This window comes from Nonomuraea rubra, assembly GCF_014207985.1.
GTDB classification, from domain to species: domain Bacteria; phylum Actinomycetota; class Actinomycetes; order Streptosporangiales; family Streptosporangiaceae; genus Nonomuraea; species Nonomuraea rubra.
The window spans coordinates 7,649,603-7,664,133 of sequence record NZ_JACHMI010000001.1; the positions used below are offsets into that span (position 1 = coordinate 7,649,603).

Genomic DNA, 14,531 nt, shown 5'->3' on the forward strand with positions numbered 1-14,531 from the left:
CATGGTCAGCCCCAGCAGTTGGCCAGGCCGAAGGCGGTGTCCTTGGCCTCGACCCCGGGGACGGCCCGGTCGGTGATGAGCGTGACGCCGGTGTCGGTGTAGCCGGAGGCCTTCTGACCGTTCTTGGCGAACTCGGCGACGGCCTTGACACCGTTCTCGGCCATCTTGAGCGGGTACTGCTGGCTGGTGGCGGCGATCTGGCCGGACTGCACGGCCCTGGTGCCGGTGCAGCCGCCGTCCACGGAGACGATCAGCACGTCCTTCTCGCGGCCCTTGGCCTTCAGCGCCGTGTACGCGCCGAGCGCGGCGGGCTCGTTGATGGTGTAGACGAGGTTGAGGTCGGGGGCCTTCTGCAGGCAGTTCTCCATGGCGGTCTGGCCCTTGGCCTGGTCGCCGCGGGTGTCCAGGGAGCAGACGATGGACGGGTCGCCCTCGGGCACGCCGAAGCCCTTCAGGAAGCCGTCGTGCCTGAGCTGGCCGACCGTGATGCCGGGGGCCAGGTCGAGGGTGGCGATCTTGGCGGGCTTTCCGGCCATGGCGGCCTTGGCGTACTGGCCGATCAGCTCGCCCGCCTTGAAGTTGTCGGTGGCGAACAGCGCGTCGGTGGCGTCCTGCGGCTCGGTGGGGGTGTCGAGGGCGATGACGAGCACGCCGGCGTCGCGGGCCTTCTTGATCGCGGGGACGATGGCCTTGGTGTCGCTCGGGGTGATGAGGATGCCCTTGACGCCGGCGGCGACCATGTTCTCGATGGCGGTGATCTGGGCGGCGTTGTCGCCGTCGAACTTGCCCGCGGCGCTCATCAGCTCCAGGCCGCCGGCCTGGGCCGCCTTCTGGGCGCCCTCCTTCATCTTGACGAAGAACGGGTTCGTCTCGGTCTTGGTGATCAGGCCGACCTTCGGGGTGGCGGAGGTGGCGCTCTGGCCGTTGCCTCCGCAGCCGGCGAGCAGGAGTGCGGTGACGAGGATTCCGGCCGGAAGCTTCGCGTTCATGGCGGTTCCTATCAGGGGAGATTTGATGACATCGATGACATATGTCAACGTTGACATCGGCCGTGCTGCGATGATGAACTCCGATCCGGGAAACGTCAATGCCCCCCGTCGGAAAGGCCGACTCTGATGATCGCTGTCCTGGGCGAGTGCGTGGCCGACAGCTTCACCGACCGGCCTGCGGCGGGCTCCGCCGAGCTGGTGCTGCGGGCGCTGCCCGGCGGCGGGCCCGCCAACACGGCGGTGGCGCTGGCTCGGCTCGGCACGCCGGCCCGCTTCCTCGGCCGGCTCTCGCACGACGTCTTCGGCGCGCTGTTCCGCGAGCGCCTGTCCGCCTCGGGGGTGGACCTGACGGCCTGCGTCGAGGCCGCGGAGCCGAGCACCCTCGCGGTGGCCGCCCTCGACGAGCGCGGCCGGGCCGAGTACACCTTCTACGCCACGGGCACGGCCGACTGGCAGTGGACCCCGGGCGAGCTGGGCCTGGCGCGCCTCGGCTCCGCCTCCTGCCTGCACACCGGCTCGATCGCGCTGGTCAAGGAGCCGGGGCGGGAGGCCGTGGAGGAGTTCGCCAGGGCGGCGTCCGCGCGGGCCACGATCTCGATCGACCCGAACGTGCGGCCCAGCCTGGCGGGCAGGGACGACTACCAGGTCGAGCGCTGGTGCGCGTTCGCCGACATCCTCAAGCTGAGCGACGACGACCTCGCCTTCCTGCTGCCCGGCGTGCCGCCGGAGCGGGCCTGCGACCGCTGGCACGCCGCCGGCGCGCGGCTCGTCGTCATCACCAGGGGCGCGGCGGGGGCACTGGTGTCGCTGGACGGCGAGCGGGCCGCGGTCGCGGCTCCCGGGGTGGAGGTCGTGGACACGGTCGGCGCCGGGGACGCGTTCACGGCCGGGCTGCTGCACAGCCTGGAGGTGAAGGGGCTGCTCGGCGGGCGGCTGGACGGGCTGGACCTGGAGACCGTGGTGGCGGCGGCCGAGTTCGCGGCCACGGTGGCGGCGCTGACCTGTTCTGTCGCGGGCGCGAACCCGCCCTGGGCGGACCAGCTCTGAGCCCAGGGCGAAGTTCGCCTCCCGTCAGAAGTCGAAGTCGTCGATGTTGTCCTTGGTGAACACGAACGGGTCGCCGAGCAGCACGGTGCCGTCCTTGCCGATGGTGTACTCGCCCAGCTTGCCGGCGGTGAACTTCTCGCCCTCCTTGCCGGTGATCATGCCGGAGGCCAGCGCGCCGCCGGTGTAGGCGGCCAGGTAGCCCAGGTCGGAGGGGTTCCACAGGGCGAACGACTTGACCGTGTCGTTCTTGACGTACTCGCGCATCTGGTTCGGCGTGCCGAGACCGGTGAGCTGCACCTTGCCCTTGTACTCGGAGGTGGACAGGTAGCGGGCCGCCGCCGCCACGCCGACCGTGGTGGGCGAGATGATGCCCTTGAGGTTGGGGTGCTTGGCGAGCAGGCCCTGGGTCTCCTGGAAGGACTTCTGGTCGTCGTCGTCGCCGTAGACGGTGTCGACCAGCTTGAGCTTGCTGTTCTCCGGCTTGGCCAGCTCGGTCTTCATCATCTCGATCCAGGCGTTCTGGTTGGTCGCGTTCGCCGTCGCCGACAGGATCGCGATCTCGCCGCCGTCCGCGCCGACCGCCTCGCTGATCAGCTTGATCTGGGAGGCGGCGATGCCCTCGGCGCTGGCCTGGTTGATGAACGCGTCGCGGCAGGACGGGTTGGTGTCGGAGTCGTAGGTGACGACCTTCGCGCCGGCGGTGCGGGCCTCCTGCAGCGCGCCGCAGATGGCGTCCTTGTCGTTGGCCGACACCACGATCACGTCGGTGCCCTGCTGCGACAGCGTGTTGATGTAGGACACCTGCGCCGACGGGCTGGCCTCCGACGGGCCGGTCTGGCTGTAGACGCCCTTGAACTCCTCGACCGCGACCTTGCCGCCCTTGTTGTCGGAGGCGTCGAAGTACGGGTTGTTCACCTGCTTGGGCAGGAAGGCGATCTTCAATCCCTCCTTGATCGTGGCCGGGGCCGCGCTGCCGCCCGCGGTGGGCTGGGTGGCGGCCGGCTCCTGACTGGCGCAACCGCTGACGGCGAGGCTGAGCGCGGCGGACATCGCCAGCGCGATGAGCCGATTTCTGGCTGCCATGGTGTGTCCTCACTCCTGGTGCAGGGGGGTGGCGGGGCGTCGCCTGCGCCATCGTTCGCGCAGCATGCCGGCGACGTTGGGGCCCACGACGGAGACGATGAGCAGGGATCCGGTGATGATCGTGAGGGTGTTGGCCGGGACGTAGGCCAGTTGCAGGGCGTTGCGCAGGGTGCCGAGCAGGATGACCGCGGCGATGACGCCGATCAGCCGGCCGCGACCGCCGAAGATGGACACCCCGCCGAGCAGGACGGCGGCCACCACGGCCAGTTCCAGGCCGTTGCCGTTGTCGGCGCGGGCGCTGGCGTAGCGCAGCGTCCAGAAGACGCCGGCCAGCGCGGACATGGCGCCGGTGGCGACGAACAGCCAGAACTTGGTGCGGGCGACGTTGATGCCGGTGAAGCGGGCGGCCTCGGCGTTGTTGCCCATGGCGTACAGGCCGCGGCCGATCGGGGTGGCGTGCAGCACCAGGCCGAAGAGCACGGCGAGCACCGCGACCACGATGATCATCCAGGGGATGGTCAGGCCGGGGATCGCGGCGATCGCGCCGGTCGTCCACTCGGGCGGGTAGTCGGCCACCGCGCGGTCGCCGAGCACGACGTACGCCAGCCCGCGGTACAGGGCGAGCGTGCCGATCGTGACGGCCAGCGACGGCAGCCCGAACGCCGTGACGAACAAGCCGTTGACCGCCCCCAGCAGCGCGCCGATCAGCAGCGCGACGGCGATCAGCACGGGCAGCGAGGAGATGCCCCACAGCCAGAGCTGGCCCATGACCGTGCAGGTCAGGCCGAGGATGCTGGCCACCGACAGGTCGATCTCGCCGGTGATGATCACGAGCGTCATGGGCAGCGCGATCAACGCGATCGGGATGACCTCCAGCGTGACGAACCGCCAGAAGCGCGGGCTGGCCACCCCCTCGATCGCGAGCGCGCCGACCGCGACGACCAGCACCAGCGCCACGAGCAGCGCGGCGTCCCAGGAGCCGGCGAGGGAGCGCAGGCGCGTGCCCCGCCCGCCCGCGGCCGCCGCCTTCACCGCGATCCGCTCAGCCACGGCCGTTCCTTCCTCTCAGGGACCGGCCGCTCAGGGACCGGGCCAGGCGGACCGCCAGCGCCCGGTCCAGGCCGATCGCGGCCAGGATCAGCGCGCCCACGGCGGCGCGCTGCCAGAACGGGCTCACCCCGAGCACCGGCAGCGCGCTGCTGATCGTGGTGAGCAGCACCGCCCCCAGCGCGGCGCCGTAGACCGAGCCGCTGCCGCCGAAGATGGCCACGCCGCCGACCACGACGGCCGCCACCACGTTCAGCTCGAAGCCGTTGCCCGCGTTGGCGTCCAGGGTGCCGAAGCGGGCCGCGTACAGCACTCCGGCCAGGCCGGCCAGGGCGCCGCTGACGACGAACGCGGCGAACACCCGCCTGCCGACCGGGATGCCCGCCAGGCGGGCGGCGGCCGGGCTGGAGCCGATCGCGTACAGCTCCCGCCCGCTGCGGTAGCTGCGCAGGTAGTAACCCGCCAGGGCCAGCACGGCCACGGCGAACAGCGCGAGCACCGGCACGCCCAGCACCGTGGCGCTGCCCAGGCGCAGGAAGCCCGGCGGCATGTCGGCGGCGTTGATCTGCCGGCCGGTGGCCCAGGTGTAGTCCAGGCCGCGGAAGACGTACAGGGTGCCGAGCGTGACCACGAGCGCGGGCACGCGGGCGGCGGCGATCAGCGCGCCGTTCACCACCCCGCACGCCGCGCCGAGCAGCACGCCGAGCACCAGCACGACCGGGATCGGCAGGCCGGGGCTCGCCACGAACAGGCTGCCCGTCGCGAACGCCGACAGGCCCAGCACCGAGCCCACCGACAGGTCCACGTTGCGCGTGATGACCACGATGCTCTGGCCGACCGCGAGCACGGCCAGGATGGTGGAACCGAGCAGCAGGTCCTTGATCCCCTGCGCGGTCAGGAAGCGCGGGTTGACCAGCACCGTCACGCCGACGAGCAGCGCCAGCGCGACCGCGATGCCCAGCTCCCTGATCACGAACAGGCGGTGGACCAGCCGGGTGCCGTTCCCGGCCCCGGCGAGCACGCCGGCCGCCGTCATCCGGCACCGCCGTTCTGGCCGGTGGCGGCGAGCATCACCGGCTCCTCGCCGGCCCGCTCGCGCGGGAGATCGGCGACGAGGCGGCCCTCGTGCATCACCAGGACGCGATCGGCCATGCCGAGCACCTCGGGCAGCTCACTGGAGATCATCAGCACCGCGACGCCCTGCCCGGCCAGCTCCGACAGCAGCCGGTGCACCTCGGCCTTGGTGCCCACGTCGATCCCGCGCGTGGGCTCGTCCACGATGAGCACCCGCGGCTCGGTGGACAGCCACTTGGCCAGCACCACCTTCTGCTGGTTGCCGCCCGACAGGGTGGAGACGGGGTCGGTCAGCCGGGCCGTCTTGACCCGCAGCCGCTCGCTCCACTCGCGGGCCGCCGCGCGCTCGCCGCCGCCGAACAGCAGCCCGAGCCTGCTCAGCGACCAGCGCCGGGTGAGAGTGGCGTTGCGTTCCACCGACAGCTCCATCACCAGGCCCTGCTGGCGGCGGTCCTCGGGGACGAGGGCCAGCCCGGCGGCGATGGCCGCGGCCGTGTCGCCCTCCGGCAGCCGTTTCCCGTCGACCAGCACCTCGCCCTCGTCGTACCGGTCGACGCCGAACACGGCGCGGGCCACCTCGCTGCGCCCGGCCCCGACCAGTCCCGCCAGGGCGACGATCTCCCCGCCGCGCACCGTGAACCCCACGTCGGCGAACACGCCGTGCCGCGTCAGCCCCCTGACCTCCAGCCGGGGCTCGCCGGCCGTCGTGTCGGCATTCGGGTACAGGGAGGACACCTCGCGGCCGACCATCCTGCGGACGAGCTCGTCCACGGTGAGCCCGGCGGCCGGGTCGGTGGAGACCCAGCGGCCGTCCCGCATGACCGTGACGCGCTGGCACAGCGCGAAGATCTCGTCGAAGCGGTGGGAGATGAACAGCACCGCCGCGCCCGACTCGCGCAGCGAGGCGACCACCGAGAACAGCCGCTCGACCTCCACGCCCGACAGCGCGGCGGTCGGCTCGTCCATGATCAGGATGCGCGCGTCGAACGCCAGCGCCTTCGCGATCTCCACGAGCTGCTGGTCGGCGATGGACAGCCCGCGGGCGGGGCGGCCGGGGTCGAGGTGGATGCCCAGCCTGCCGAACAGGTCGGCCGTGGCGGCGCGCATGGCCCCGGCGTCGATCCGGCGCAGGGAGCGCAGGGGCTGGCGGCTCATGAAGATGTTCTCGGCCACGGACAGGTCGGGGAACAGCGTGGGCTCCTGGTAGATCACCGCGATGCCGGCGGCCTGGGCGTCCCCCGGGCCGGACGGTCTCAGCTCCTTCCCGTCCACCGTCAACGTGCCGGCATCGGCGGGATGGGCGCCGGCCAGGATCTTCACCAAGGTCGACTTACCGGCGCCGTTCTCGCCCACCAGGCCGTGGGCCTCGCCGGCCCACAGGTCCAGCCGCACCTCGCTGAGTGCCTGGACGGCGCCGAAGGACTTGCTCACGTTGCGTAACGAAAGGATGGGAGGAGATTCACTCATGTGCACTCCGGCAACGTTTTGGCAAAACGTTTTAAGGTGTCCAGAACGTAAAACGGGCCGGTGTACGGTGTCAATACCTCGTTAAGGCGGCGCCGGATGGGTACATTTCCACGTTTGCGACCAAATTCTTAAAACGATTCAGTAACGACGGGAACCGTTACTCGGCCGGCACCGTCCGGTATCCGTTCCACACGAAACGGGCCGTCGTCACCGCGTCGTCCCCGTCGCCCGTGATGAGCTGGTGGATCGCGATCCCGTCCAGCTCGCGGTACTCGCACCACTCGTGGTCCGACGTCAGCACCAGATCCAGCCCCAGATCCACCAGCAGGTCGAACACCTGCCCCCGGTTCGTCCTGTCCACCCCCACGAACACCTCGTCGAGCAGGATGAACCGCGGGCACCCCGGATCGGTCTGGTAGTGCGCCGCCACGGCCGCGAACAGCGGCAGGTGCAGCGCGATCGCCTTCTCCCCGCCCGACAGCGCCCCGTGCAGCTTCCTCGTCAGGTCCTGCCACCCCTGCCCGTCGCCCCGGTCGAGCCTGACCACGAACCGGTGCCAGGCCGTGTAGTCGAGCACCTTCACGAGCTGGTCCTCCCAGCTCGCCGAGGAGTCGTCGGCCCGCGCCTCCTCCACCCGGTCCCTGAAGAAGGCGTACAGCGCCTCCCTGTCGGACTCCGTCAGCCCGGCCGGGTCGCGCAGCAGCAGGTCCCGGGCGGCGCGGGTGCCGGGCGACTGGGTCGGATCGACCTGCCACACCAGCCGCACCGCGACCCGGGAGGCGGTGCGAACGCGTTCGAGGCGCTGGTTCATGCCCTCCACCAGGGCCGTCGCCTGCTTGATGCGGTCGGCCAGGTGCCGCCGCGTGTCGCCGGCCAGCGTGCGGTCGAACAGGTCCCGCTCGGCCTCCGTGATGTCCGAGCGCCGCTCGTCGCGCTCCTCGCGCAGCGCCTGGCTCAGCGCCGCCGCGCCCGCCCGCACGCCGTTGACGGTCGCGGTGAGCACCCGCACGTCCTCGTCCGGCGCCAGCTCCAGGTCCGCCCGGCCGGCCAGCACCTCCCTGGCGCGGTGGAAGGCGTCCTGCAGCCGCGCCTCGGCCTCCCTGACGTGCTTGTGCTCGTACGGCACGGCCGCGAGCTGCCCCACCGTGGCCCTGGCCGCCTCCAGAACGGCCCGCACCCCCGCCTCGGGAGCCAGCTCGACGGTCACCTGCGCGTCCACCGGCAGATGCCCGGAGGCCAGGCGGCGGAACCGGTCGGACACCTCGTCGCGCACCCGCCCCGCCTCCGCGTGCCTGTCCCCGGCGGTGCCGAGCTCGCCGCGGAGCTGCCCGAGCCGGGCGTTGAGCCGCGCCAGGTCGTCGTTGACCGACTTGATGAGCCGGCGGCAGGCCCGGTAGGCGTGCTGGGTCTGCTGCAACTGCTCCAGGACGTGGCGGTGCTCGGCGCCGACCGCCGGCTCGATCGCACCCAGCCGCTCCGCCAGCACGACAGCGGAGGCCGCGGCCTCCTCGGCGCGTTCGACGGCCTCGATCGCGAGCTGCTCGTACCCGGCGGCGGTCTCGGCCGCCAGGGCGGCCCGCTCGCGGGCGGCGCGGGCGTCGGCGCGCCGGTCGTGCCAGACGGTGCCCGCCGTCTCGGCGGCGCGCAGCGCCTCCTCCAGGTTGCCGAGCGCGGGTGGCGCCGTGGGCAGGGCGTGGCGGCCGGCCAGCTCGGTGAGGCGCCGAAGCGACCTGGTGACGTCCTGCTCGCGCTCCTGCAGCCGCCCCTCGTACGCCCTGAGCTGGTCCTCCATCAGCGCGACCCGCCGCACGGCCCCGTCGAGCGCCTGCACCGCCTCGGCGTACGGCCTCCTGTCGGGCCTGCGGCGCAGCTCGGCGGCCAGCGTGTCGCGGTCGCCGTCCACCACGGCGAGCAGGTGGTCGCACTCGGCGATCCGCCCGGCCAGCTCGCCCAGCCGGTCGTCCAGCTCGGCGACCCGGCGGCGGCGGGCCCGCTCGCGGGCGGTCGCGCCGATGTACGACGGCTCCGGCTTCACCCACCGGCCGGCCGCCGGGCCCAGCCGCCAGGTGCCGTCGGCGCCGATCACGGCCGGGTGGTCGACGCCGATCGCGGTGGGCGCGAACGCGATGCCGGCCAGCACGGTGTCGGCGGGCACCGGCGAGTCCGCCTCGGTGAACAGCACGTGCGCCAGGCTGTAGCCCGGCGCGGGTCTGGACAGCGCGGCCACGGCGATCGCGTCGTGCTCCCCCGGGTCGAACCCTCCGTCGGGCCGCAGCCACAGGTCGAGCAGCCCGGACGCCTCCAGCGCCGCCTCCACCCCGGCCTGGGCCACGGGGTCGAGGCCGGACCTGAACGCGACGGCCCGCCACAGCGGCGTGCCCGGGCGTCCCTGTCTGGCGGCGGTGCCGCGGGTGTGCGGGGCGGGCGGCTCCAGCACGGTCGTGTCGCTGAGGCCCTCGCGCTCCCTGGCCAGGCCCGAGCGCTCGGCCACCAGCCGCGCGCGCCGGCCCGTCACGTTCTGCTCGCGGGCCGCCAGCTCGACGGCGGCCATCGTACGGGCCGTGCCGATCAGCTCGGCCGCCCGCTCGGCGTCGTCGGCCAGGCCCGCCAGCACGCCCGGGTCGAGCTGGAGCTGGGTGCAGCCGGCCGCCCAGTCGGCCAGGCCGGCGGCCAGGTCGCGGGCCCGGTCGTCGCGCAGGCGCTCGGCCCTGTCGTGGGCCTCCTGGGCGGTGGCGAGGTCGTCCCTGGCGCGATCGCGGTCGTGCTCGGCGGTGGTGCGGCGCTCGATCGCCTCCTCGTGCCGGAACGCGGCCGCCCTGACCTCCCTGATCTGGGCGGCCCGGCTGGTGACGGCGGCCCTGAGCAGCTCCCGCGCCCTCCGCACGGCCGCCTCACTGTCCACCCCGTCCCCTGCGACGTCCGGCCCATCGGCCGCCCTGTCACCGGTGACCTCCGGCCCATCGGCCGCCCCGGCAGCGTGGGCGGTCGCGCCGGACGGCTCGCGGTCGGCGCCCGCCCGTTCGGCCCTCTCGCGATCGGCGCCCGCGCGCTCGGCCCTCTCGCGGTCGGCGCCCGCGCGCTCGGCCTCCTCGCGGTCGGCGCCCGCGCGTTCGGTCTCCTCGTGGACGGTGAGGAGGCCGGCGCGTTCGGCCGCGTGGCGGGCGTCTGCGCGGGCGCGCTCGGCGAGCGCCGCCGCCGCGCGGGCCTCGGCGTCGGCGCGGGCCGACAGCTCCTGCTTGGCCGTGACCGCCCGCGCCGCCCGCCCCGCCTGGTCCCGCATGCGGGCCGCCACCTCGTGCGCCGCCTGCGCCTCGGTACGGAGCCGGTGCAACTCGCCGCCCGCCTGGTACGCCTCGCTCTCCTTGAGCCCGTCGAGCTGCGCCGCCAGCGCCAGCTCCTGCGCCTCCTCCTCCCCCAGCCGCACGGTCGTCGCGTCGAGCTCCCGCTCGGCGTCCTTGAGCGCCTCCCGCTTGCCCTTCACCTCGGCGGCCAGCGACTCCAGCGCGGCCCCGGCGGAGATCACGGCCGCGGCGGCCGCCCGCAGCACCCGCCGGGCGTACCCGCGCTGACGCCCCGCGAGCCGTTCGGCCTCCTCCACGTCGCGGTCGAGCAGCCGCAGCTCCTCCCGCTGCCGGTCGAGCCGCTCGAACCCTTCGGCGATCTCGTGGATCTCCCCTTCCCCGAGGGGCGGCAGCGCGCTCGACAGCAGCTCCGACAGCAGCCCGGGGTCGAGGCGCTCGGACAGCTTGGGCGTGCGGAGCTGGCGCAGCGCGGTGAGCAGCGAGTCGTAGCGCTGCTCGTTCAGCGCCCGGTAGAGCGTCCGCCGCACGACGGTGCGGTAGGACTCGGCCGACTCGTGCACCGTGCCGGACGTGCCGAGCTCGTCGATGAGCTGGGCCCTGGTCAGCGGCTGCCCGGCCTCCCCGGTGAGCCGGATGCCGTCGGGGGTGTCGACGCGGGCCTCGGTGGTGAAGTAGGCGGCGGTGACGTTCTTGGTGTGGACGGTCGCCTGCAGCCGGGCGCCGCAGGTGAACCAGCGGCCGTCGGAGTGCCGGAACTCCAGCCACACGTACCCGACCCGGGTGGTGCCGGAGGTGCCGTCGCCCATGAGGTTCCAGTGCATGGTGCGCTCGCTGCCGCCGAACGTGGACAGCCTGCTCGGCTTGAGGCTGGCGTCCAGCACGTACGGGAACAGCAGCTCCAGCACCTTGGACTTGCCGCTGCCGTTGGGCCCGCGCAGCAGCAGCCTGCCCCGGTGGAACTCGAACACCTCGTCGTAGTAGCGCCAGACGTTCAGGATCCCCGCGCGTACGGGAGTCCAGCGGGCGTCCACTCCCTGCGCGGCACGCGGCAGGGCCAGCTCGGTGACTGTCACGAATCCTCCTGTACGGCGCGCCCGACCCGGTAGCGGGCCGCGGCTGGCAGGGCGGCGACCTGGTCACCGCTGCGGCGGGCCAGCCCGAACTGGGTGAGCACCTCCAGCGCGTCGGCGGCCAGCCGCGGCCCGCCGCCGTCGGACTGGTACGCCCTGGCCCACTGCGGGAACCGGCGCAGCAGCCTGGCCGCCTCGGCGTCGAGCCGTCCGGCGGTGACGGGGCCCGAGGTGACGAGCAGGTCGAGCATGAGCAGGGCGGCCACCTTGGCGTGGCTGCCGTCGTCGGGGAACCTGGTGTCGGTGGCGATGGCGTCCGGGTCCACGAGCAGCAGGCCCTCGGCCCGCTCCTCCAGCACGAACCCGGCCTCCTCCGCGGCCCGGCGCAGCAGCCGGCAGCCGGTCAGGGAGGCGGCGTAGGCGGACTGGGCCGGGGTGAGTTCGTCACGGTAGACGACGGGCTCGTCGAGCAGGCGGCGGATGAGGGAGTGGCGGGCCCACAGAGCGCGCTGGGTCCCGGTCGGCTCGTCCCCGCCGTACCTGGCCTCGGCGGTCAGCTCCGCCGGCCCGTCCTCCCCGGGAGGCCGGGCCCCGGAGGGCGGCACCGGCGCGGCCAGCAGCCGGATCACCCGGGTCGTGTCCACCCGGTACAGCACCTTGGCGTCCTCGTCGCCCAGGTACGCCTCGGTGACCCCGTCCATCGCGGTGACCGCCCCGTAGTGCTCCAGCAGCTTGACCGCGTCCACGAAGGCGGCCCGCTCCTCGTTCCTGACCGGGTCGAACGCGGGCACGTCCGGCTCGACCGCGGCCGCCTGGACCACCCGCCGGGCCAGCATCCCGATCGTGGTCACGGGCGAGGTCAGCAGCTCGGCCGAGCACAGGCACAGCAGCGTGTACCGGCGGCGGTCGAACGGCGCGCGGGTGGTACGGCGGCGCCGCGCGGGCCTGCTCGCCGCGCGCGGGCCCGGCGGGCCGGTCTTGACCAGGCGCGCGTACCCCTGGCGCGGCTCCACGACCAGCCGCCAGCCGCAGAAGTAGTCGAACCACTGGATCAGCGGCCCGCGCCGCTTCCTGATCAGGTCGAAGGCGGCGGGATCGTCGTGCCGGGAGACGAGGGGCCGGCCGAGCAGCGTCCTGATCGCCCGCGCGATCTCCTCCTTCTCGGCCCTGACGAGCTGGTTGGCCAGGCTGCTCATGCGCCCGCCGCCCGTCCGTGGAGCCCGGTCTCGCCGAGGGTCCGCACGTCGATGAGGTAGTCGGGGCCGCGGAACCAGCCTTCCGGCGTGCGCAGCACCGCGACCGCGCCGTCCTCGGGGGTCCGCAGCACGATCTCCACCCGCCCGTCGGAGGTGACGGCCCGCCGGAACCCGGTCGAGTCGGGCCGCTCGGCCAGCGCCCGGCCGAGCAGGTCGAGCAGCCGCCCGAAGGTGTCGTGGTCGAGCTTGCCGAGCTGGGACAGCCGCATCGCCCCGGTCGTGGCCAGCGCCGACCAGGCGGCCTCCAGCTCGGCCCGCTCCTGCTCGGCCCGTTTCCTGCGCCCGGCCTTCAGCGCGGCCACGTCGCGCACCTTCCCCGTGCGCCCCATCCGTTCCGTACGCCCGCGCGAGCGCAGCAGGGCCGACACCTCGACCGGCTCGGCCTCCGCCCACGGCACCCCGGCGGGGATGAGCTCGGCGTCGGCGTGCCCGAGATGCGCGTGCCTGGCCGAGCCGAGCCCGAACGCCGCGTCCCACAGCCGGTGCGCGTCGTCCTCGCCGGGCGCGGTGGCGAACCAGCGGGCCAGCGTACGGAAGTCGGCGGCGGCGCTGGACGAGCGGCGGCGCGAGTCGGTGATCCGGTCGAGCACCTGCAGCAACGACACGATGGCGCGCCGGGCCACGTCGTGCAGCCGCCGCACCCGGGGCGCGCTGCCGTCCTCGGGCGCGAACCAGGCCCGCAGCGCCTCCCACCGGGCCGCCCGCGCCGCCAGCCAGGCCGTGGCCTGGTCGGTGCCGGGCATCCTCGGCAGGTCGGCGCCGTCGAGCGCCCGGGCGTGCAGCACGCCGGCGCCGTGGCCGGCCACCGCCTCCAGCGCGGCGGCGATCGTCTCGCCCCGCCGCTCCAGGCTCGTCACGAACTCCTGGAGGTAGGCCACCGTCGCGGCCTTGACCTCGTGGAACGTCGCCAGGTCCGCGTGGAACGCCGCCACGTCGGCCCCCTCGACGCGCAGCAGCCGCTGCAGCTCGCCGTTGAACCCCCTGATGTCGGCCCGCAGCCCGTCGAGATGCCCCTCCAGCTCCCGGAGGCAGGTGAAGATGCGCCGGTTGCGCCCCGGGTCGGGGTCGCGCAGCAGCCGGTCGAGCTCTTCCAGCCGGTCGGCGAGCGCGTCCAGCACGGCGGTTTGCAACGCTCCAACGGAGGACAGCGCCGCCATGGCGTGCCGCATGCCGGTGAGTGCCGCCTCGCCCCGCCTGGTCAGCGCGTACTGCAGGTTCCTGCGCTCGTACTCCTCCGCGGTGGCGAAACTCCCCGCGTGATTGAAGATCACGTCGAGCAGCCCCCAGCCCGCGAGCTGCTTGAGCGTCCCGGCCAGGTCCTGCTCGGAGACCGGCGCGTACCATCCCGCCGAGCGCAGCCGCTCGCGCACCTCGTCCACCGTCAGCGCCGTCACGAGCCGCTCGCCGGCCTCGCCGAACGCGTGGAGCACCGCGGTGTGCAGGTCTGCCCGCTCGGTGCTGGTGAACCGGAACATCTCCGGCGGCACCCGTGGCGGCTCCGCCATCGCCCCGCTCTCCCCTCGCCGCACGATTACCCAACGCAACGACACCGTAGCGGGAGACACCTCCGCGCCGACCGCTGTTTGCGAGCAGATCACAGGGGTACGGCGCTGGCATTGGAACTCGGGTGCCTCTTGGGGGACGGTATGGCGGAGTTCGAGGCGACGCGCGGGATGCCGGCCGAGAGCATGGTGGTGTTCGGGGTCGCGTCCGACGTGGAGCTCATGGACCGGTGGCTGCCCCAGGGCCTGTCGGTGCACGACAGCGGCCCGGGCACGGTGGAGGCCGATGGCTCGCTGGTGCCGGGCGACGGCAAGCACGAGGGCCTGTTCCGAGCGTCGGAGGAGCAGCTCAGGGTGGAGTGGGGCGGGCGCGACCATCCCGACTACTCCGGGTGGCTGCAGGTGGCCGACTCGGCCGCCGGGGCCAGCGAGGTGACGGTGCACATCAGCCTGCTGGACGAGGCCCAGTCGGGGGCTCGGGCCGATGAGGTGCGGGAGCTGCTGGACCGGTCGCTGGACCGGCTGGCCGACGAGGTGCAGCGGCGGGTCTCCGACGCCGGCTGACCCCCCAGGTAGATTTTCTACTCCTGCGCATGACCGTCCCGCACCCGACTGTTCCGATTCTCGTCCCCGATGAAACAGGCGTTCCGACGTCATCCCGCGGCTGAAACCGGGTCGCGCTATGGCTGGATTC

At 73.5% G+C, this 14,531-nt stretch carries 10 protein-coding genes; 2 read left to right on the forward strand and 8 right to left on the reverse strand.

The window, feature by feature from the left end; translation table 11 throughout:
* Positions 1 to 5: 5 nt before the first annotated feature.
* Entirely contained in the window at positions 6 to 989 is a 984-nt protein-coding gene (locus HD593_RS34825) for a sugar ABC transporter substrate-binding protein (protein WP_185106179.1), read from the reverse strand.
* A 126-nt stretch (positions 990 to 1,115) separates the two neighbouring features.
* Here HD593_RS34825 and HD593_RS34830 point away from each other — a divergent pair, with 126 nt between their 5' ends.
* Positions 1,116 to 2,036: a carbohydrate kinase family protein gene (locus tag HD593_RS34830; protein WP_185106180.1), complete on the forward strand. Its 921-nt coding sequence runs from the start codon at positions 1,116 to 1,118 to the stop codon at positions 2,034 to 2,036.
* 24 nt (positions 2,037 to 2,060) lie between these two features.
* Here HD593_RS34830 and rhaS read toward each other — a convergent pair whose 3' ends face one another.
* The 7 genes from rhaS to HD593_RS34865 form a co-directional block, all read right to left on the reverse strand.
* A complete protein-coding gene (rhaS, locus tag HD593_RS34835) occupies positions 2,061 to 3,119 on the reverse strand; it encodes a rhamnose ABC transporter substrate-binding protein (protein WP_185106181.1) in 1,059 nt (352 codons plus the stop codon).
* 9 nt (positions 3,120 to 3,128) lie between these two features.
* Positions 3,129 to 4,169 carry an ABC transporter permease gene (locus HD593_RS34840; RefSeq protein ID WP_312903926.1) on the reverse strand — a complete coding sequence of 347 codons (1,041 nt, stop codon included), beginning with the start codon at positions 4,167 to 4,169 and terminating at the stop codon, positions 3,129 to 3,131.
* Entirely contained in the window at positions 4,162 to 5,202 is a 1,041-nt protein-coding gene (locus HD593_RS34845) for an ABC transporter permease (RefSeq protein WP_185106182.1), read from the reverse strand. The genes HD593_RS34840 and HD593_RS34845 overlap by 8 nt, the downstream gene beginning before the upstream one ends.
* Positions 5,199 to 6,707 carry a sugar ABC transporter ATP-binding protein gene (locus tag HD593_RS34850; RefSeq protein ID WP_221525147.1) on the reverse strand — a complete coding sequence of 503 codons (1,509 nt, stop codon included), beginning with the start codon at positions 6,705 to 6,707 and terminating at the stop codon, positions 5,199 to 5,201. Before HD593_RS34850 ends, HD593_RS34845 begins: the two co-directional genes overlap by 4 nt.
* 157 nt (positions 6,708 to 6,864) lie before the next feature.
* Entirely contained in the window at positions 6,865 to 11,082 is a 4,218-nt protein-coding gene (locus tag HD593_RS34855; RefSeq protein ID WP_185106184.1) for a TIGR02680 family protein, read from the reverse strand.
* Positions 11,079 to 12,275: a TIGR02678 family protein gene (locus HD593_RS34860; RefSeq protein WP_185106185.1), complete on the reverse strand. Its 1,197-nt coding sequence runs from the start codon at positions 12,273 to 12,275 to the stop codon at positions 11,079 to 11,081. Before HD593_RS34860 ends, HD593_RS34855 begins: the two co-directional genes overlap by 4 nt.
* On the reverse strand, positions 12,272 to 13,840 hold the full coding sequence (locus tag HD593_RS34865) for a TIGR02677 family protein (protein ID WP_185106186.1): 1,569 nt from the start codon (positions 13,838 to 13,840) through the stop codon (positions 12,272 to 12,274). Before HD593_RS34865 ends, HD593_RS34860 begins: the two co-directional genes overlap by 4 nt.
* Before the next feature lie 141 nt (positions 13,841 to 13,981).
* On the opposite strand from HD593_RS34865, the gene HD593_RS34870 reads away from it, so the two are divergent.
* The gene (locus HD593_RS34870; protein WP_185106187.1) at positions 13,982 to 14,401 is read left to right on the forward strand and encodes an SRPBCC family protein; all 420 of its coding nucleotides are present in this window, start codon (positions 13,982 to 13,984) and stop codon (positions 14,399 to 14,401) included.
* The last annotated feature ends 130 nt before the right edge of the window (positions 14,402 to 14,531 follow it).